The sequence below is a fragment of the Nitrospira sp. NS4 genome (assembly GCF_049546785.1).
GTDB lineage: Bacteria > Nitrospirota > Nitrospiria > Nitrospirales > Nitrospiraceae > Nitrospira_D.
On record NZ_JBMWAN010000001.1, the window covers coordinates 185,103 to 205,842 of the forward strand.

15 protein-coding genes are annotated in these 20,740 nt (G+C 58.4%); 3 read left to right on the forward strand and 12 right to left on the reverse strand.

All coding sequences use genetic code 11. The features are described from left to right. Positions 1-134: 134 nt before the first annotated feature. From ACO9S2_RS00880 to clpX, 3 genes are all read left to right on the forward strand, one after another. Positions 135-1,352 (forward strand): patatin-like phospholipase family protein, encoded by a 1,218-nt coding sequence (locus tag ACO9S2_RS00880; RefSeq protein ID WP_423719870.1) that lies wholly within the window; start codon positions 135-137, stop codon positions 1,350-1,352. 10 nt (positions 1,353-1,362) lie between these two features. Further along, positions 1,363-1,689 carry a glycerophosphodiester phosphodiesterase gene (locus tag ACO9S2_RS00885; RefSeq protein ID WP_423719871.1) on the forward strand — a complete coding sequence of 109 codons (327 nt, stop codon included), beginning with the start codon at positions 1,363-1,365 and terminating at the stop codon, positions 1,687-1,689. Positions 1,690-2,585: 896 nt separating this feature from the next. Next, a complete protein-coding gene (gene clpX / locus ACO9S2_RS00890) occupies positions 2,586-3,878 on the forward strand; it encodes an ATP-dependent Clp protease ATP-binding subunit ClpX (RefSeq protein WP_423719872.1) in 1,293 nt (430 codons plus the stop codon). Between the two features lie 101 nt (positions 3,879-3,979). On the opposite strand, the gene gnd is transcribed toward clpX, so the two are convergent. The 12 genes from gnd to ACO9S2_RS00950 all read right to left on the reverse strand — a co-directional run bounded on the left by gnd (position 3,980) and on the right by ACO9S2_RS00950 (position 20,736). Further along, complete coding sequence (gnd, locus tag ACO9S2_RS00895) at positions 3,980-4,960, reverse strand: phosphogluconate dehydrogenase (NAD(+)-dependent, decarboxylating) (protein ID WP_423719873.1); 981 nt, start codon at positions 4,958-4,960, stop codon at positions 3,980-3,982. A gap of 40 nt (positions 4,961-5,000) precedes the next feature. After that, a complete protein-coding gene (locus tag ACO9S2_RS00900) occupies positions 5,001-5,660 on the reverse strand; it encodes an ROK family protein (RefSeq protein WP_423720688.1) in 660 nt (219 codons plus the stop codon). Between the two features lie 59 nt (positions 5,661-5,719). Next, the gene (gene zwf, locus ACO9S2_RS00905) at positions 5,720-7,108 is read right to left on the reverse strand and encodes a glucose-6-phosphate dehydrogenase (protein WP_423720689.1); all 1,389 of its coding nucleotides are present in this window, start codon (positions 7,106-7,108) and stop codon (positions 5,720-5,722) included. A gap of 113 nt (positions 7,109-7,221) precedes the next feature. Beyond that, entirely contained in the window at positions 7,222-10,101 is a 2,880-nt protein-coding gene (locus ACO9S2_RS00910) for a bifunctional transaldolase/phosoglucose isomerase (protein ID WP_423719874.1), read from the reverse strand. Positions 10,102-10,251: 150 nt separating this feature from the next. Beyond that, positions 10,252-11,247, reverse strand: coding sequence for a sugar phosphate nucleotidyltransferase (locus ACO9S2_RS00915; protein WP_423719875.1), 996 nt, complete (start codon positions 11,245-11,247; stop codon positions 10,252-10,254). 757 nt (positions 11,248-12,004) lie between these two features. Continuing rightward, positions 12,005-13,417 (reverse strand): Si-specific NAD(P)(+) transhydrogenase, encoded by a 1,413-nt coding sequence (sthA, locus tag ACO9S2_RS00920; RefSeq protein WP_423719876.1) that lies wholly within the window; start codon positions 13,415-13,417, stop codon positions 12,005-12,007. A gap of 239 nt (positions 13,418-13,656) precedes the next feature. Next, positions 13,657-14,016 (reverse strand): hypothetical protein, encoded by a 360-nt coding sequence (locus ACO9S2_RS00925; RefSeq protein WP_423719877.1) that lies wholly within the window; start codon positions 14,014-14,016, stop codon positions 13,657-13,659. A gap of 787 nt (positions 14,017-14,803) precedes the next feature. After that, complete coding sequence (locus tag ACO9S2_RS00930; RefSeq protein WP_423719878.1) at positions 14,804-16,393, reverse strand: sigma 54-interacting transcriptional regulator; 1,590 nt, start codon at positions 16,391-16,393, stop codon at positions 14,804-14,806. A gap of 467 nt (positions 16,394-16,860) precedes the next feature. Beyond that, the gene (locus ACO9S2_RS00935) at positions 16,861-18,453 is read right to left on the reverse strand and encodes an SUMF1/EgtB/PvdO family nonheme iron enzyme (RefSeq protein ID WP_423719879.1); all 1,593 of its coding nucleotides are present in this window, start codon (positions 18,451-18,453) and stop codon (positions 16,861-16,863) included. A gap of 5 nt (positions 18,454-18,458) precedes the next feature. Beyond that, the gene (locus ACO9S2_RS00940; RefSeq protein WP_423719880.1) at positions 18,459-19,244 is read right to left on the reverse strand and encodes a Tll0287-like domain-containing protein; all 786 of its coding nucleotides are present in this window, start codon (positions 19,242-19,244) and stop codon (positions 18,459-18,461) included. Positions 19,245-19,398: 154 nt separating this feature from the next. Beyond that, a complete protein-coding gene (locus ACO9S2_RS00945; RefSeq protein WP_423719881.1) occupies positions 19,399-19,902 on the reverse strand; it encodes a hypothetical protein in 504 nt (167 codons plus the stop codon). 333 nt (positions 19,903-20,235) lie between these two features. Continuing rightward, positions 20,236-20,736 (reverse strand): hypothetical protein, encoded by a 501-nt coding sequence (locus tag ACO9S2_RS00950; RefSeq protein ID WP_423719882.1) that lies wholly within the window; start codon positions 20,734-20,736, stop codon positions 20,236-20,238. Positions 20,737-20,740: the final 4 nt, after the last annotated feature.

Consider the following 20,740-nt stretch of genomic DNA (forward strand, 5'->3'; position numbering starts at 1 on the left):
GGGTCCTCCGGATACAAAGACAGATCGAGCACACAGTACGTGTGATGTCGGGATACATCCAGAATGCTTACGGCACAGCCGAATCCGGTCTGAATGCTGGAGGTATTCCGGAAAGACCAGGCCGGAGAATGGGCATGTCCGATAATTTCTCGAATAAGTACGGGAACATCCTGTTTGTATTTTGCGGGGGCGGCTGCAAAGCCATTATCCAGGCGGTCGTGGCTGCTGAACTGGTACAAGCCGGCCTTCATCCGACCCACATCGTGAGCTCCTCAGCCGGAACCTGCAATGCCCTCGGGTTTGTCGAGAATCCCGGTGTAACCGGTGCCCAGAACACCATCCGTATCTGGGAAGACTATATCACTTCCCCGGACGCGATCTATGAGATCCACCCCTACCTCCGGGAGAAGCTGGCACGGCTCTTAGGGGTTGTGCCGCAGGTGACTCAAGATTGGGGCCCGAGCGGGTCGATGCTTCATGATTTCAGACGAGCGATGAAGTTTCTGCCTCTGGTCGTGTCCTTTTGTGTGCGTATGCCTATTCGCGTCGCAGGCCGGACGGTGAGCTTCCTGTTTCGTCTCATGGATGCGTTTGAGTCCCCGCACAAGCCTTTTCGGAGGCTTGTGCAGGCGCCGGAAATTCAAGACACGCTCGATGAAGTGGATAAGTATTTTGAGCTCAAGCAAATGAAAGCCTTCCTTGATCCATTCCCGCTCTTGAGCAGGCTGGCCGAGCAGATTGATCTGCACAAAGTGCTGACAAGCCCCATCAACTGGAAAATCATTGCTGAACGGTACGAGGATGGCGCGACCGTGGTGTTTTCCAATAAGGATCAGGATCTTGCCATGGCGGAGAATGAGGGTGGGCGAAGCCTGAAGGCCAAAGAGGACCTCTTCATGAAACGCATTCGCGCGTCCATGGCCCTGTACCCTCTGTTTGAGCTGGTCGAGATGGATGGTTACCGGTATCTTGACGCCGACCTGGCCAACCCGCTTCCGCTTGAAGAGGCCTTCAGCTGTGGATGCGATACGGTGTTCCTTTTCCTCAATGTACCGAGGCAAAGCGTGCGTGTTGAGCCGTACCCGCTGCGGGACCTGCTGGAGTTGAACGCCTTCCTGCGGTTGAATGAGCGGTACATCCAGCACCGTCTGAAGGAAGCGCAGGTGAAAGCCAAGGAGCTGGGAGTCAACCTGTTTGTGATCAGCCCCGACGAAATCCCGCCAGGACTCGGGCTGCTGGAGATTGACCACAAAATGATCGAATATGTGAAGAACCGCGAGCGAAGACGGATGAAGGATTATCTCGCAAATCTGGACGCACACAATCTTCGATTTGCGCCACCGATTCGTTAGACCCGGCTGCGTGTTCCTCCCCGATGGATGCGGCAGGAGCCTCGATGCAGCGGGCGTTGAACATCGGCCACCCCGTGGGGCAGCGGGCCATGCCCCGGAGAATACCTTGGGGGAGATCCAGACAGGGAGCGCCCAAGGTGTCGACTTCGTGGAAATTGACGTGCCTCGCACGGAGGACCACGTGCTCGTGGTTCTCCATGCTGAACCCGTAAATCGGACGACCAATGGGAAGGGACGGATCGATCGCGTGTCACTCCAGGAGGTCACGAAGCTCAGTACAGAAAACGTCGAAACCATTCCGACAATTGAGGACGTGCTCAAGGCGGTTGCAGGATAAGCGGGACTGATGTTGGAGTTGCGGGTGAAGGAATGGCGCAGCAGCCCCTTGAATCAGTACAGAGGGTTGGGTTCACCGATCCCGTCATCTACGCGCCCTTCTTGCACGACGAGCTGACACAGGTTCATACGTTTGACCCGAAAGCCACGCTCATGGTGCCCTTTGGAAGGTTGCCCCGGGATCCCGTCGTCCGTGCTGTCACACATGGGGCTTCACACGTCGGCCTTCGACACAACGCAGCCGCAGGCCGTCTCGGCGATGCCTGCCACCAGGCAGGTCTGCTCGTGTGTGTATCCACAGCAGGCACCCCGCATGACAACCAGCACGTCCTCTCCCTTGGCGTCGATGTTGTGTGATCGACTTATCCTGAATGCATCCGCTCTGCAGCCGGAAGACCAGTTGACAGAAGAACCGGGGAGGCGTATGAAGAGAATGTCCGCGTCGTCCGTCGAATGATTTCCTCTGTTTCACCACCAGGGAGGAGGTACATGATGGAAGACCTCAGTCCACCGGACCTGAACGGCCCGCCAAGCTAACGGCGGGTGTCTCGTCGGTCACACGAGCCGCATCTCCCGGGGCAACACCAATTCCCGCGTAGGGAACACATCATTGGATACAAGCCATGACGGAGAGGCGCAGCTCCTGTGAGGAACACAAGCGCCTGGGTTGCATCAAACTGCCCCCCGACGAGTAAGCCGATACCTGTAGCTCGCGCGGGTCTTTTCACGGGCTCATAGGCCCAATTCACAAAGATCAATAGCGTTCAGCGTCCTAAGCGCAAACCACGGGCGACCTCCCACCGTTCGTGCAGGGTCGCCCGTGATGTTTTGGCACCGAACGCGAGCCAGGGGCCGAAGCCCTTTCGGATGAGACCCCTCCTCGCCTGACCTGGCAGCATGGAGGAAGCGGCTGTGTTTTGGGAAACGCGGCAGCCTTCACAGAAACCAGACCGACGTTGTTCCTTCTGCGGCAAGCAGCAGGAGGCGGTTCAGAACCTGATCCCCAGTCCTGCCCCATACACCTGTCGCTCCTGCCAGACGGCATCCACGTTGATGATTTGTGAGGAGTGCCTTCGCCACTGCTCCGTGTCCATGACCAAGGAGGAGAAGCAGAAGAATTCATCCTCGTCCCTGCCGTTGGTGATCCCCAAGCCGACTGAAATCAAAGCGACGCTCGACGACTATGTAATCGGGCAGGACCGCGCCAAGAAGGTCCTCTCCGTCGCAGTACACAACCACTACAAGCGCATTGTGAACCGGGACCGGCTCAAACACGTCGACCTTCAAAAGGGCAACATTCTGATGATCGGATCGACCGGGACCGGCAAAACGCTCCTGTCCCAAACCTTGGCGCGCATCCTTCATGTCCCCTTCACCATCGCCGATGCGACAGCGCTGACAGAGGCCGGCTATGTGGGCGAAGATGTCGAGAATGTCGTGCTGAAGCTGCTGCACAGCTGTGACTATGACGTCGCGCGCGCCGAGACAGGGATCATCTACATCGATGAAATCGACAAGATCAGCCGCAAGTCGGAGAATCCGTCATTGACCCGCGATGTGTCGGGCGAGGGCGTTCAACAGGCGCTCCTCAAACTGGTGGAAGGGACAGTCTGCAATGTGCCGCCCAAAGGCGGACGGAAACATCCCGAACAGGACTACGTGCGCGTGGATACGACGAATATTCTGTTCATTGCCGGCGGCGCTTTCGTGGGCTTGGATCAGATCATTGCCCAACGCACCATGCCCAAGCGGCTGGGGTTTGGAGCCGTCGATCCCGCCTGCGAGATCGACGGCCACACCGATGTGTTGCGCCGCGTGCAAGCCGAGGATCTGCTGAAATTCGGACTCATTCCCGAATTTGTGGGCCGGTTCCCCGTCCTCACCACGCTGTCGGATTTGGACGTACCGGCCCTGATTCGCGTCCTCACCGAGCCGCGCAACGCGCTGGTGAAGCAGTATCAGGCCCTCTTCGAGATCGAAGGGGTCGAACTCCGGTTTACCGACGCGGCCGTAAAAGCCGTCGCCCGCCGGGCGGCTATCATGAAAACCGGTGCACGGGCGCTCCGCACGATCCTGGAAGAAGTGATGCTGGACCTCATGTATGACGTACCAGCGCTCGGGGGGGTGAAATCCGTGATGATCACCGAAGAGGTCATTGCCGGGGTCGGGCAACCGCAGATCCTCACCTGACCCTCACCTCACAAAACGTTTATCTCTGACCTGCATTATTCCTCCGCATGGTTAAGCCGAACATGTGAGGACTATCATTTCTATACTGGTGATGTGAGTATTCATGGCCCGGATCGTTCGACATGGCCGCCGAATTTGTAGCGCATTGCAGAAAGCACCTTCTCGGCGAACGTATGGTCCTGACGAGAACGAAACCGGGTGTAGAGAGAGGCGGACAGGACCTCGGCCGGAACTCCCTCCTCTACCGCCGCCATCACGGTCCAACGACCTTCGCCGGAATCCTGGACCGAGCCGGTAAATTTTGACAAATCGGGATTCTCCACCAGGGCCGCGGCGGTCAAATCGAGCAACCACGATCCCACCACGCTTCCGCGTCGCCAGACTTCGGCAATATCGGGCAGATTCAAGTCATACCGCATTTCCTCGGGAAGGTTGTCCGAGTTGGCATGGCGGAAGATATCGAACCCCTCCGCATAGGCCTGCATCAGGCCGTACTCAACCCCGTTGTGGACCATCTTGACGAAGTGCCCTGCACCAGAAGATCCACAGTGCAAATACCCCTCCTCAGCTGTTCCTTGCAGAATCTCTCGACCAGTCGTCCGTGCCACATCGCCCCGGCCAGGTGCCAAGGTTCTCAATATCGGATCAAGATGGTTCACCACTGGCTCCGATCCGCCGATCATCAGGCAGTAGCCCCGGTCCAACCCCCAGGTTCCCCCGCTTGTGCCGACATCCACGTAGTGAATTCCTCTGGCCCTAAGAGCCTTCGCGCGCCGGACATCATCTTTGAAGTACGAGTTCCCTCCATCGATGACGATGTCCTCAGGGCTTAGCCGTTCGGCAAGGGATTCCACGGTAGCTTCTGTCGCATCTCCCGCCGGCACCATCACCCATACGATTCGTGGTGTGGTCAATCGGCTGATCAGATCGTCCACAGAACTCGATCCGACGGCACCGTCAGCAGTCAGCCTATGCACGTTTTCTGGATTCATGTCGAACACCACACAGTGATGTCCCCCGCGCATCAACCGCCGCGCCATATTGCCCCCCATTCTGCCGAGTCCGATCATTCCCAGTTGCATAGGCTGTCTTCTTTCTGCGTCGGCCAGGCCAACACCCGCGTCACGCTGGTTCGTTCCACAATCGCTCCCCGCCAATGAAGGCATGGGCATTGTCGCCGAGGCGAGCACCTTCCGGGAGCTGCATGAGTTGCCTGGCATTACCGCCGCCAAGCACGACATAATCGGCTACCAGAGCGGTCTTCAGCCGAGTCACGACATCATTCACCGCTCGCCGCCACTTCGTTTTGCCAAATCGCTCAAGTCCGCGAAGGCCGACATAGTCTTCAAAGGTTCTGCCATGTCGATACGGCAAATGGGCTAATTCCATCGGCAGGATGACCTTGTCCGCAATCAACGCCGAGCCCAATCCCGTTCCCAGGCCGAGAAAGAGCATCCTGCCCCCCTCATAACTTCCCAGAGCTTGCATGGCTGCATCATTGACGACCTTGACGGGACATCCGAAGGCCTTCATGAAGTCGAATCCTACCCAACCGACTCCCAAGTTTCTCGGCTCCTCCAGCAACCGGCCCTGACTTACAGGCCCGGGGTACCCGATCGAGACCGCATCGTAGGCCCAGTCCTCCGCCGCCTCTACCACGCCGGCGATCATCTGCTTGGGCGACAACGCCGGCCCCGAGCGAAACTTTCGCGAGGCCTGCTGTCCTGACGCGAAGACCTTCACACTTGTACCGCCCACGTCCACAACCAGAACCTTCAGCATCTGGCCGCGGACGGGTCCGGAAGCCACACGGTGAAACGGTCGGTCTATTCGCCGATGATTCATTGATGCTCCTTCGGGCTCTGCCATCCGCCGAACGGACCGAGCAGCGCCTGGGACTCGCCTGGCCCCCATGTGCCGGGTTCGTACCCGTAGACCGGCGTCGACGCCGTCAGGATTTGATCCACCACGCGCCAGGAGGCTTCGACCCCGTCCTGCCGGGCGAAGAGCGAGGCGTCGCCGACCATCGCATCGCCGATCAGCCGCTCATAGGCTTCCATCTCGTCTCCCCGCTGATGACTCACGAAAAGCTCGGTCTCACGCCCGATCATCTTCTCTCCTGGAACTTTGGCCTGCGCCCCGATCGCGATCGCCACCCGATCAGGGCCAAGCCGGAACCGAACATAATTTCGTGCTCCTCCGCCTGTCTCACCGAACACGTTCTGGGGGGGACGTTTCAAGGCCACAAACACTTCCGTGGCCGTGACCGGGAGCTGCTTTCCGGCACGGATAAAGAACGGGACTCCCGCCCATCGCCACGAATCGAGATGGATCCGGAGCGAGGCGAACGTCTCTACTCGTGAGTCGGAAGCGACTCCCGGTTCGTTCCGATAGCCGCGAAACTGCCCGCGCAGCACATCGTCCGGCGTCAGCGGCCTCATGCGCTTAAAGACCTTGATGCGCTCGTCGCGTAACGCCTCACCTGTTCCGCTGAGGGGCGGCTCCATCGCGAGATTCGCCACCACCTGCAACAGATGGTTTTGGACCACATCGCGCAGAGCCCCGGCCTCCTCATAAAAACTTCCCCGACCGGATACGCCGAACTGTTCCGCCATCGTGATCTGCACGCATTCGACGTACTCGCGATTCCAAATCGGCTCGAGGAACGAATTGGCGAAACGAAAATACAAGAGGTTTTGGATCGACTCTTTCCCCAGATAGTGATCGATACGAAAGATCGCCGATTCGTCGAAGACGCTGTGCAGGGTCCGGTTCAATGCTTGAGCTGATGCCAGATCCCGGCCGAATGGTTTTTCGACCACCACTCGCGCTCCCTGAGCACAACCCGACTTGCCGAGTCCCTCGACCACCGTGCGAAACATACTGGGCGGGATCGCCAGGTAATAGAGGGGGCGCCGGGCGCTGCCGAGTTCCCGGCGGAGGCGAATGAAGATCTCGTCCTCCCGATAGTCGCCATCGACAAACCGTAGCAACTGGACGAGCCTGGCAAAGGCGGCTTCATCGACTCCCCCGCCGAATTGTTTAAGGCTCTCGCGGACGCGATCCCGCAATTCCGCAACATGCCGGTTCGCCTTGGCTACCCCGATCACCGGCACCGTGAGATGACCTCTCTTGAGCATGGCCTGCAAGGCGGGAAAGATCTTCTTGAATGCCAAATCCCCGGTAGCGCCGAACAGTACGAGCGCATCTGATTGTGACTCGGTCATCATGGCCTCCATGAGACTCCTTCAAGACACCGCGACAATGTCCGTGTTTGCCAGTACGGCAGGACGATGCCTCCGTCGGCCAATCGCACGTGACGTGGGATCGATCCGCAGTCTAATCATATCAACGCCTGCTCAATCGCCGTCTGAAGAGTGGCCAATCCCGCCTGGACATCGGCGCCCAGATGCGCCCGCAACAGCCGTCGGCCTCGTTCCGCCAAGACATGAAAATCGCCGCGGGCCTGCGCGGCTTTGACGGCGCCGAAGGTGTAGCGCTGTCCGGGAACCGGCAGATCCACCGCATCCTCGCAGGTGATCTGGAGAAACACCCCGCTGTTCGCCCCTCCTTTGTGGGCCTGCCCTGTCGAATGCAGGTATCGAGGCCCGAAACCCAGACACGTGGCCACCCGTTTCTTGTCCCGCACCGAATGACGCATGGCTTGGAGTCCTGCCTCATGCGCGTGATTCATTTCGATGTACGCCAGCAAAGCACAGTAATCGCCCGGAGCAAGTTGATTGAGATGCGCTGTTAGATAATCCTTCAGCGAAGAAGAGCCGCCCATCGCAGCCGCGAGCGTTTTGGCATAGACCGGATCGGCATATAATCTGATTCCTTGTTCTTCGATGATCGGACAATCTGGCGGAAGCCCCCCGGTTCGTTCATACTGGGCCGTCAAGCGTCTGGTCACGAATTTGCTAGCTTCCACGTCCGGCTGGTTAAACGGGTTGAGCCCCATGATCGCTCCCGCAACCGCCGTGGCAAACTCCCAGCGGAAGAATTCCTGGCCCAGATCATAAGGGTCCGCCACCGAGATGCGGACAACCGGCTGTCCCGCCCGCTCGAGCCTTTCGACGGCCTCGTCCTGGCTCTGCTCCGGCTCGGGCTGCAAGCGGATGTAGACAAACAGGCGGTCTCGTCCATAGACCTCCGGAGCCCCCACTGTTTCGCGATCGACCGGGATGATCCCCTTGCCTTCTTTCCCGGTTGACTCGGCAAGAAGCTGTTCAACCCAGGCACCAAGCGTTGACAAACCGGGTGATGCGATGATCGTCACTTTGTCGCGGCCGTGATTGGCGAGCACGCCGAGGATCGTACCGAGCACCAAACCGGGATTCTCCTCGGGCGGGACATAGGAGGAACAGGCTTCCACCATCTCCTGCGCGCGCTCAAGAATCTGAGCCACGTCGACACCCATGATGACTGCCGGCACCATACCGAAATTCGCCAGAGCGGAGTACCGGCCTCCGATGCTGGAAACCCCAAAGTAGAGATGCCGAAACCCACTTACCTCGGCAACCCGCTGCAGCGTCGAGCCAGGATCCGTGATCGCAATAAACCGCTGGCCTGCTTCTTTGGTTCCGACGAGGCACTGAACACGGTCAAAGAAGTATTGCGTGAAGATGTTCGGTTCCAGGGTGCTCCCGGACTTGCTCGAGACAATAAAGAGAGTGCTCGCAAGATTCAGGGTCCCCTCGACGGTTTTGATCTGCGCCGGGTCTGTCGAATCCAGCACGTGGAGTTCCGGATAGCCCGCGTTCTTTCCGAACGTCATCTTCATGACTTCCGGGCAGAGGCTTGAACCACCCATACCCAGGACCAGGGCGTGAGTAAAGCCCCTGTGCCTGGCTTCTTCTGCAAGGCTGGTGAGGAGTGGGAGATGGGCCAACTGATCGTCAGTAATCCCCAACCAGCCAAGCCATTGGTCCTCATCCTGATCAGTCCAGAGAGATGGGTCGCACGACCACAGCCGTCGTACCCTGTGGTAGTCGCCCCATTCCTGAAGAGAGGATCGGACCCCGGCAGCTAAGGAGGCTTCCAAGCTGTAAGTACAGCCATTGGGTCGACCAGATGCGTCCTCCTTGGAGTGATGTTCTACGGCAGCAAGGAGCTGGTCGAAGGAGTCCCGGAACGACTGCAGCCCCTCCTCCAACAGCCGGGCCGTGATCTCCTCCATCGAGAGCCCTGCTTCCGCTAGCGTAAGCAGAGTAACCTTCGCGTCACCGACTCCTTCGCTAAGCCGACTGTCAGGGCGTCCGTGATCGCGAAAGGCCTCGAACGTCGCCGGGGGAACCGTGTTGACCGTGTCAGGCCCGATCAGTTCCTCCACATACCGCACGTCACGATGAGCGGGACTCTTCGTGCCGGTACTGGCCCAGAGCACCCGTTGGGTCATCGCCCCGCGTCTGGCAAGCGCGTCCCAGCGTGTGCCGGAGAACAGCGCCTGGTACCGCTGATAAATCAATTTGGCGTTGGCAATGGCAACTGCCCCCTGAAGACTTCTCAGTACAGCCTGCTCCGTCTCGTTCGTTGATCCCTTGAGGCGCGCGGCAATCGCAGCATCCACCGCCGTATCAATGCGACTGACGAACACGCTGGCCACACTGGCCACAGTCCCTATGTCGCCGCCGCGCGCCGCCAACTGTTCCAATCCCATGAGCCAGGCCTCGACGACACGTTCATACGTCTCCTGCGCAAATATAAGGGTCGCGTTGACGTTGATCCCCCTACCGATCAGTTGCACAATGGCGGGAATCCCTTCGGGGGTGGCAGGAACTTTGATCATCAGGTTGTCGCGTCCGACGGCATCCCACAGTCGCCGTGCCTCTTCAAGCGTGCCCCGGGTATCCCGGGCCAGATGGGGCGAGACCTCCAAACTCACATAGCCATCGCGCCGCTTCGTTCGTGCATAGACCGGCTGCAGGAGATCCGCCGCGTTTTGGATATCCTCGATGACCAACCGCTCGTAGCGCGCTTTCCTGTCCAAACCAGGCTCCCGCCTGAGCGCGCGCATTGCCCCAACATAGTCCGTACTGCCGCTGATAGCCTTCGCAAAGATGGTGGGATTGGACGTCACGCCGCATAGTCCATCTTCCGCGATCAGACGTTGCAATGCCCCGCTGACGATAAAGCTCCGCCCGATATGATCCAGCCAGACGGATTGTCCGAATGTCTGGAGGGCACGAACCGGGTTCACGATGTCGGGGTGTATGACGTTCATCCAGTTACCTCCTTGAGAATTGTCCATTCCATTTCTGAGCGTGCGTGGTTGGATTCACTTGAAACGATGCCCTGTTCAAACTAGACAGCCATGAATTCCCCCGCCTGCCATCTCATCAGTTCACGCCTACAGGATCATCGCGGCCTCCCTTCAACTGCCCGCAGCGAAACGATTCCTGTTGCGAATCGGAGCAATCGGAGCAAATGGACTATTCAGTGTTTCTAAAGGGAAGGCGGGTATTCGGCTGATCCGCCGGAGCGCCTCTGTGATGCGCTCCGGTCTCCCCCAATCACTCCACAGCACATTCGTCAGTTCGGTGACCGCGATACGATCGGGGACCTGCTGCAGGAGGTCAGAAGAAAAATTCTTTTCCGGCATATCCCGGTAGATCTCATCCAAAACACGGATCTCTTCTGCGGTACCGATTGCACGACGAAGGCGCTCAAAACGCTCCATCAGGTCAGGGAAACACTGCTGCCCCAACTTCCAAAGCATGTTCACCTTCGCTGTCACCACCAATGTGTTCCAGAGCGCGTTGTCCGACAACGCCGCATCAGCCTGCTGCGCCGTGGGCTTCTCCAAGAATTTCAGGACCGTCCGGATCTGCTTCGCTCCGGAATGGACAATGCGTCGCCCCGGCAGAATCCAGCCATAATCCGGCTCGAGGCGATCCGGCGCCACTCCCAGCAAGACGATGCGGTTTGCCAACCGCTCCGCGGCCAGGATCGCATCCCGCACGTTGTCCAGAAACTGGTCTTCAGGGTACACAAAATGGTCGGAGGGATAGATGACGACGGTGGCCCGGGGATCTCGCGCCCGCACATAGGTCAACGGCAAGAATACGCCGGCTGCCGTATCCCGGTTGGCCGGTTGTAACAAAATGGTTCCGACCCTGCCTCCATCCAGTTGCATCATCGCCTCCTGGCGATGCGTCCGCGCGATGACGAGGACAGACCGCTCCACCGGCGCGAGACGCGCCGCACGATCCAAGGTATGCTGGAGCATGGATCGCGTGCCAACAAAGGCACAAAACTGTTTTGGTCTCTGACGGCCTAACCACCGCTGTACGAAATACCCCAGGCGCGTACCTTCACCGCCGGCCAAGATGATCGACCACGGGCTCCCCTTGCTGTTCCGTTGCGTCATACGCCCCTCTTTCCACGGCTATCGTATGGAATGCAGGCCACCCGCATCTGCTCGAACCGTCTTCCGTCGCTTGTTGGTGTTGACGTTATGAACTCCGTATCACGATCGAGCGTCACTCATCCTCCCCCCTGGAAGGGCCCCTGATCGAGAGCCGGATCGTGCGCCCGGAGACAGTGATGCTACCGCCCACCTCTGCCGGATCCTGGCTCTCCGCGTTCAGTTTCAATATTCGATCTGAGTCGTGACGGACTGCGGCCTGCTTCTGGCCCAAGTAATCCGGCCCCTGGCCCAATTGATGGAGAAAGCGGAGCTGTCGGTTCGCCGAGATCAGGACTTCTGGGTGGCACGTAAGACTCCGGCGTGGGTGGACGTTCTCCGTGTCGAAGCCAGTTCTCCGCGTGACTTCCCGGTGTCTGTGACATCCCAGACGTTCCAGAAGTATTGGCATCACTCGGATTGTCTGCTCCATGATACTGGCCTTGCACGATGCCAGAATAAGTAACCAGTGAGATCAGCACCAAGGTGCCCAACAGTCTGCATTGCATGTCTGCTCCTTCCCTGCCATCAGTTGTCAGACATTATTGATCTCTACGCCGAAGGTTCTTCCTCGCAGCCATAGGCACAATCCCGCTGCCTTCAGCGGATTGGGGATGACCGCTCAGGATGCCACGACTCAGAAAGATCAAACCGGGAACGCGCGGTCCGAAGCGTGAATGGCTGGCGTCACAATCACATCTTCCTTCCATTCTCACCGCCTTTACTTGGACAACTTGTTGAACGCATCGAGGGCCGCGACCTTGTAACACTCCGCCAACGTGGGATAATTGAACACGGTCCGTAAGAAATACGGGAGTCCGCCGCCCAGCTCCAAGACGGCCTGTCCGATATGGATCAGTTCCGTGGCGCCGGTCCCGACGGCATGAACCCCCAATAATCGCTGATCCTCGCGATGCACGAGCAATTTGAGAAACCCGCTGTCATCCCCAAGAATCTGTCCTCGTGCAATCTCTCGGTAGCGAGCAATGCCGGCTTCATAGGGGATCTTCTTGATCGTCAGGTCATGTTCTGCCTGGCCGATTGCCGAGACCTCAGGCACGGCGTAGATGCCGATCGGGAGATGTTCAATCATCGGCCCCGTCTCCACACCAAACGCATGACAAGCTGCAAGCCGTCCTTGCGAGAACGACGTGGAGGCTAAGCTCGGATAGCCGATGACGTCGCCCACTGCATAAATATGCGACACCGCGGTTCGGAACTGCTGATCGACTGTCAACCGTCCTCGCGCATCGGGCTTGAGCCCCACGGCTTCAAGGTTGAGCCGGCTAGTTGCGCCAATCCGCCCAACCGAAAAGAGGATTTGATCGGCTACGATCCACTTCCCTGACTCCAGGTGAACGACGGCCTGCGGGGGAGTGCTCGTTGTCACTTCCAGGCTTTCGACGGCTTCGCCCAGCCGGAACGTGACACGCTGGCGCCGCATCTGGTGCATAAGTTCATCCACGCTCTCCCTGTCCAAGAACTCCAGGAGCCGCTCGCGCTTGTCCACCACGACCACCTCGACCTGAAGGGCGGCAAACATCGAGGCATACTCGATCCCGATGATGCCCCCGCCGACGACAACGAGCTTCTTAGGCAGCCGCCTGAGCCGGACGACGTCATCGCTCGTGAGGATGATGTCTCCATCGACCGGTACGCCGGGAGGCGAGGCCGGGTACGTGCCCACGGCAATCAGAATGTTGGAAGCCGTCACCGTACGCTGGCCCTCCGTAGAGGTCACGACGAGGGTATGAAGACCGCTGAACGAAGCCTCTCCTCGAATCAGTTGGACGTCATTCCGGCACAGTTGCTGCTCGATCACCTGAGACTCGCGTCGGGCAACCACCCCCATACGATGAAGGAGTCCTTCCACGGAGAATCGCTGTGTTGGGTTGAGATCGCGGCGAAACGCCGGCCCATGGCCGAACTGGCCATTCCCCTGCGCGAGGGAACAGACGGCTTCGCGAAACGTCTTGCTCGGAATGGTTCCCATGTCCAGACAGACGCCTCCCATAGAGGGGCGTTTCTCCACGACTGCCACCCGTTTCCCCAGTTTGGCAGCCTGAATCGCAGCCCGCTGACCTGCGGGACCGCTGCCGATGCACAACAGATCAAAGTCATACCCTGCGCTCATGGCTATCGCCTCCTTGCGCCAGGACGCCACCTGCGCCTTCCGCCGCGTTCGACCACCTACCGTCCGTCTTGAGGTAGGTCATGCTCCTAGAATGCCTGCTGCACATACCTCTGCGCGTTCCCTGGGTGTGACTGATCATGTACATCTGTTCCCCCCAATGTCTTTAGAACTCATGACGATTCGATTATGTCTGAGCCCCCCATAGCCACTTCAGTCCACTGCGATCGGATGGGAATCCCCTACTCCATGTCACTGAGTCTTCGGCTGACCTCAACGGCATAGGAAGTAGGAGTAGAGGCAGCCCCCTTCTGTGCCGCTACAACCGTGGTGAACAGTTCCATGCTCAGCTCAGGTTGTCCTGCCGCCTGGGCCACATGGTTGCCATGCAGCGCACAGGCGACAACCATCGCTTCAGGATCAACAGCCAGCCTGGACGGAAGTGCCGCAATCAGCGACCGGACCGCAGCAGGCAGAAGAACAAAGGCCTGGTCCTGGGTAATCACCGCATGTGCAACGCGCTTCAACCGATGCAGGTCGGAATGGATCTCGTCAGGCTCTCTGCTCGAACGGCAATGGAGGTATGTCTTCCATGCGGCCATAAATTCAGCGTCGTCGAGAGAAGGTGCCGGCCTCTCGAATGGCCACGAAAGGTAACAACCACTCAGTCCTGCGAGGCTCATGAGCAACAGCAATCCCACTACTCCGGATCGGCACCGCTTTCCCGCCAGAGCCGCATGAGCTATGACCGCGGAATGACCTCGTTCTCTGTTTGCCGATGCCATCGCCCATCCTCTTCGTAACAATTCGTGGCGTTGAATACCGGGGTATCTCTGAGTTTCAGGACGTCACATACCTTCTTGAAACATCACCTCGCCCAAACTCACGCGTATACGGATTTCTGGGCTACAAGACCAGCAAGCCACGTGCCAGATACACACGCAGCTCCACTGCCAACATAATGCACGCAATTTAAACTACTTAGCTGCGCTGCTGGGCCATTGCTCGTGGAAGGGGCCTGCCGTACCTATTTGCCTGTCGCCAGGACGCATCATTTATCGCGAAGACTCGCGTTTTACCGCGAACCTTGCGAACGGACGGGGAGTTTCAATGAAGAGGTGTTCGTGAGATGAGACAACAGTCACGGCGCTCCACGCTGTTGAACGCAAGGCATAGGCCTGGAGGACGGATAGGAGTTCTGCACCTCCGAGGCCTGCGCGTCGTGGCCGGGCAACGTAGAGGCTGCGGCTACCTTTTAGCTTCTTTCATACGTGTAAGTTGGGAAACTACAGGGCCAGAATCAGAGTAGTTTCAGCATTTGAGCTAGTACTGTGGGAGGTCATCAGCCTTACCATCGTCACGGTTCAGGACGCGATCGCTCCATGCTGCTCAGACAGACTCGCGATTGGCCGCGATGGTTGAGGAACATGATGGAGAGGCTTGTTCAAGGGGAGCGGGAAAGGTGGGCCGTGACAGCCCGAGCTTCTTCATCCGACTGCGCAGCGTGCTGGGGTTAACCCCCAATCGGTTGGCCGCTCCAAGCGGACCATAAATCCGCCACCCGGCGCGCTCAAGAACCTGAAGAATGTGAAGACGTTCTGAGTCGGGCACCGATGTGGGTTGTTCCACAACCGTCGATTGCCTCGGACGGGGCATCACGACGCGTTCGTCAATGTCGACGATATGGGTCGAGGCAAGAATTGCCGCTCGTTCAACGACGTTCTCGAGTTCCCGAATATTTCCGGGCCAGTCATACTGCGCCAACCGTGTCAACGCCGAGTCATGGAAGGTGAGGTTGCCCCGCTTGAGCTTCACCCGGCAGAGCTGGAGAAAATGTTGTGCCAGAAGCGGGACATCCTGGCTACGGTCACGCAAAGGGGGAAGCATGATCGGAAATACGTTCAGTCGATAGTACAAATCGGCTCGGAAACGTCTCTCGAGGACGGCTTGGGCGAGATCTAGATTGGTCGCAGCAATGAGACGCACATCCACAGGCACCGACCGCACTCCCCCAACCCGATCGACTTGGTGATCTTCCAATACCCGTAGGAGTTTGGCCTGAACTTCTAATGGCATCTCCCCGATTTCGTCGAGAAACAGTGTTCCTTCGTGAGCGAGTTCAAACCGGCCCTGATGCCGCTGAACCGCTCCGGTAAAGGCCCCCCGCTCGTGGCCGAACAATTCACTTTCTACGAGACCGCCCGGCAGGGCCGCACAATTGAGCCGCACAAAGGGTTTCTTGTGCCGCAGACTGCTCTCGTGGATAGCACGCGCCACCAACTCTTTGCCCGTGCCAGTCTCCCCCGTGATCAGAACCGTTGTGGGTGTCGCGGCCACCGCCTCGATTTGCGCCATTACCTTGCGCAGGCTTTCACTCTTGCCGACCAACAGTCCGAAATTATATTCCTGTTTAATCTCCTCAGTCAGGTAGGCGTTCTGTTTTGCAAGTTGCTGACTCAACTGGGTCAGCTGCTCATACGCCTGTACATTCTCAATGGCCAACGCAACCTGGATTGCAATCTGGCTCAAAAATTCCAATGTCTCTGAATCCGGCTCGCCCGACGCAATACTCCCGATGTTGAGAGTTCCCAGACACTTCCCGCGCGCAAGAAGCGGGAAGTTGACCATTCGGCCGAGCCCCTCTTCCGCATAGTACTGATCCTCAAGAAACACTTGCAGTTCTTGGAGATACGGCCGGACATGGATTTTGCGATGGTCATACACCCACCCCACGGCACTGCCGGTTCTCGGGATGATGGTGTCGCGTTGGAGCACCCGCTTCGGGACGCTGGTTTCAAGGGCATGAAACCGAAACCCATCTTCTTCAGGTGCATAGAGCAAAACACCGGCTCGTTCCCACGGAACGACCTCCTTGATGCGCTCGGTGCATGCCTGCCACAGGCTGGCCATCTCGCGCTGCGAGTTCAGCACATTAGAGACTTCGAGCAAGGCCCTGTACCGACGATAAACCTCGCTCATATTCACATAGCTATACGAGTGGAATCTCTTAGTGACAGGCGGGCCTCGACCGGTATTCGTTCGCTCCGTGCCCGATGGTGTACAGAAGCCACGGGCTTTCCGAACGCAATATCCTTGCCTGTCGAGATGCCTTGTGATCGTGCTGCTTTTTGATCGGAGTAACGAGACCGTGACGGCTACTAAAGCCACAAAACCGATGGGTTGTAGAGATTTAGCTCTTTTGTAGTTCTCGTGCAGGCTTATTTCTTTGGCATGTAGAACAACTTACGTATGAGAATGGCACTGAGCGCACTGAGCAGAATCGCTCGCTTTGTTTGCAAATCAGCTCAGGGCTCTCCGCAAATCCGAGCGTCGCGGACCGGAGATTTACCACCTTCTGAATCTCCTTCATCGCGGCTTCGTCTCGTCTTTAATGCACCTGGGCCATGGATGAAGAGCGGCACCGACACTGGGATGAAAAGCCTCGATCAGGGCAGATCCTCCGCGCAGCGAAATCCCAGCGAAGGCCCCCAATAGGTCATATCGTCCCAGCCCCGATAGCTGGCGCGCAATTCCAGTGAACGATCGCCGGAGTCGCCTCCCCGCAATACACGGAACGACCCTCGCACCGGCCCTTGCGGGTCGCGCGCAGGGGCCGAGCGATAATAATCCTCCGCGTACCAGTCGTTGACCCACTCCGACACATTGCCGACAAGATCCGCCACTCCATAGGGCGAGACGGCAAAATCCATGGTGCCGACCGGATCGGTGCCGGTTTTCATGAGCTGCTGATCAACCGTTTTCGCCCGGGCCTTGAACACCTCATCGCTGTTCCCCCAGGGATAGAGCCGCCCGTCGGTCCCTCGCGCCGCTTTTTCCCACTCCGCCTCCGTCGGAAGCCTTCTGCCCAGCCAGCGGCAATACCCGCGTGCTTGGCTCCATGTCACGTTGGTCACCGGATGTTCTCCGCGCGCGGTATCGTCGTAGCTCGACCGATCCTTTGGGAAGGGGCACGCTCCTGCCTCCACACATTGCCGGTACCGGCGATTCGTGACGGCATATTTGTCAAACCAATAGGCGCTCACATATACCCGATGCATGGGACGCGAATCCGCCAATCCATCTTCCGACCCCATCAAGAACTCACCGGCCGGAATCAGCACCATCTGCTCGGGAGGGCGAACCCCGCGCTGGGTTAGTTGCTCAAGTTCGTTTTGCTGAACCCGGCGAAGCTCTTCATTAACCTTCTGAACCGCCGCCTCATCCGGCAACGGTACGGACGAATCATGGCTTCTGGGAACCGGCCCACGAGGGACCCGCGCAGACGCAGCTTCGCTCTTGCCGCTCGCCTCCGGTGGGGACGCAGCTTGAGGTGGTGCGCCATCTCCCCCCCGCACAGTTTCGATCCTGACCGTTGCGCGAACCAGCGCCTCGACGAGATTCTGCCCGCTCGGTCCTTTCGGTCTCTTGCGCCCTTTCCCAAGCGTCGTGAAATCAAACGATTCGATATTTGCCAGCAGCGGGGTGGCATAACTCATTGGAACAGCAAAGGCCATCCCTTCCGAGATGACACCAGAGGGATGACTAAACTTCGTGATGATCACTCCCACCACTTCGCCCCGCGCATTGAAGACCGGACCACCGCTGTTGCCAGGATTGACCGCGGCATCAACCTGGAAGACCCGCCGGACGCCTTTGGTTCGCACCGCTGCAACCCGCCCCCTGGTCACCGACACCTCGCGAAGTCCGAAGGGAAAACCAACGACCACGACTTCCTCATCCAATTTTACCGATCCCGCATATCCGAGCGGAGCGGTAGAAATGCCCGCGATTTCGATTTTCAGCAACGCGAGATCGTGTTCAACATCGATGCTCACCACCACCCCCGGGACACGCACCTCCCCGTACGTCACCACCACGATCCGCCGCGCATTCGCCACCACGTGAGAGGCCGTGAGCACGTACCCATCCGAATCGACGATCACCCCGCTTCCGGAGGGTTTTTCGCTTACTCCGCCGACACGCTCCGCTGCCAAGGCCGATCCCAGCCCGATCACCAGCAACCCTATGGTCAACGCCACGCTTTTCATTTGGCAATCGGGATAATCACGCTGATCGCTCCGGCATTTTGTCCCAGTTTCAAGCCTTCCTTTGGATAGCCGGTCCGGTCCAGCTCCCCTTTCGGCTCCCCGTGACAATCGAGACAGCGCCTGGTGGTATAGAGCGGGAACATCAATCGGAATATCCCGCTCTTTGCGGTCGTCTCGCCGATCGGCTTTTCCCGGGGATAACTGGGATCGGCAAAGAACTCCAGCGCGGATCGCTCGGTCGAGTCCGGGGCATTGGCGACATTGCGAGGCGCCAGCGTCGTCTGTTTCATTCGGACTCCAGTCCGTTCGGTGAAGAGCGCGGCCACGCGGTCCCCAAATATCGCCGGGATAAATCTCCCAGGCTTCCCCGATGGATTCCTCTCTGACTGCACATCGGCAACGACGTGCCGACTCACCGCGACCAGTTCCTTCATCAACTTCTTGGCCTGACCCGGCACGTGACCAGCATTGAGGTTGTGTAGGTCAACCCCGGACCGGCTGCGAAACATATCGGTCAATTGTCGTTCGAATACATCAGGGGCCAACCCCTTGCCGGATGTTCCTGGCTCATCGAAGATGTCTTGGTTTTCATTGATGACGGACCGGCCGGAATCCAGAAGAATGGCGAGGAGACGGGCCGTATGCTCCACTTCGAGAATCGTCTCGAACGTGATTCCCGTATCCGCTGCCGCTTCTTTCGCACAGACCGGCCGCCCCCCTGTCGCAGCAATTGCCGTGAGGAAGAGCAGCGCCGCCGTGACTACGCGCAGAGGCTTCGCCATACGGTCGTCTCCCACGCACCGGCCATGCCAACTACCAGCCCCGTCCGGTGTCCGCCAGCCATTCTGGATCGAGCCAGCGAACACCGTACTGCTAAAATCGTACGGTGGCCATCTGGTGAAGTGCCCAGCACCCCTGAGCTCGAATTCCTCAGGGCTATCGATCTCGATGAATGTCAACCATCACATTGTCAGCATCGAGCTCGATCGTCACCGGTGCTCCATCGGGCAGCACGGACAGTTTGTTGCCGGCCAGTGTATCCACCTCGAAGGTGGCGGTCCCGTCCGGCGTGGACAGCTGAATCTCCTTCCAGTACGGATCAGCATAGTTCACTGTCCCGACGACAAACCGGTGATCCGGGAAGAAGCGATCCGCCCCGGACACATCGACCATCACATTTCCCGAATCAACCATGAGGTTCACAGTATCGCCAACCTTCGCGTTGTGCAGCCCCACGCGGTCCGCTTTGTTCGGACTGATTGTCCGATCCTGCAGACTCTTGTCGGTATGGATAAACAACATCCCCGACTCGATCTTGTTGATGACCCCGCTGAAACCGTAGTGGGCATTAGCCGTAATCTCCCGCGACGGCTCACCGGCACCGACCGGCGTCACAAAGAACATGACGGCGGCCATACTCAATATCCAATGCTTGAACATGTCCTCACCTTCTTTCCCCCTTCTTGAACCTCACAGCCGGATATCGGCCGTGGGAGGGGAAAGGGAAGCGCCCTCCCACGGCACTCGCTCAGTGATCCGCTAAGGACATTTCTGCCAGAGCCTAACCAGAACGAGAACACCTCTCACGACACCGGACGGCACCCCTGCTCGCGTTCAGAATTCGCGCTTTCCGCCTCTTCTTTCCGGGGTGCGTTTGGCCCGTTATGGTAACCTTGGCTGGATGCTACGCCGATGGGGAGATCCGAACCATTGCCTGAATGGTTGAATCGGACTACACCCTTCGGGTGAGAGTCCCCACCCGGTGATGACAACTCAAGAAGCCCCGGGATCGAAGACATCGTCGTTCCAATAGTCACAACCTCCCGCCGGGCATTTCGGTCCGCCCTCGTAGGGAGTGTTGATCGTATGGTCCGGCACGGACATGAGTCGTTCGCTGCCGGCTCCCAGCTCAGGGGCCGCGGCAGCGGGTGTCTCTTCCATCGGCCTCACCGTCATTGCAAAGTTGTAAATCTCATCAGCGGCCACATCGTTAATGCCATTGTCACGATTGGCCAACATCTTGAGAAAATGCTCAGTCTCATTTTTCACAACCTGTTGATCCCCTCCGGATACCCCGGCCTGGATCTTGTTCAACTGCGCAAAATACGGATCAAAGTTTGATCCGGGATTGGCGTCCCTCTCATAGGCCACCATATTCGAGATCTCGTCTACCCAGTTCCCTGCGGCAAGCACGGGACTGGTGAGCAACAGGGCCATCACACAGACACCGAGAAGCATTCCCCATAGCCTGCCATGAATTCGTGTGTTCCTCATGGCC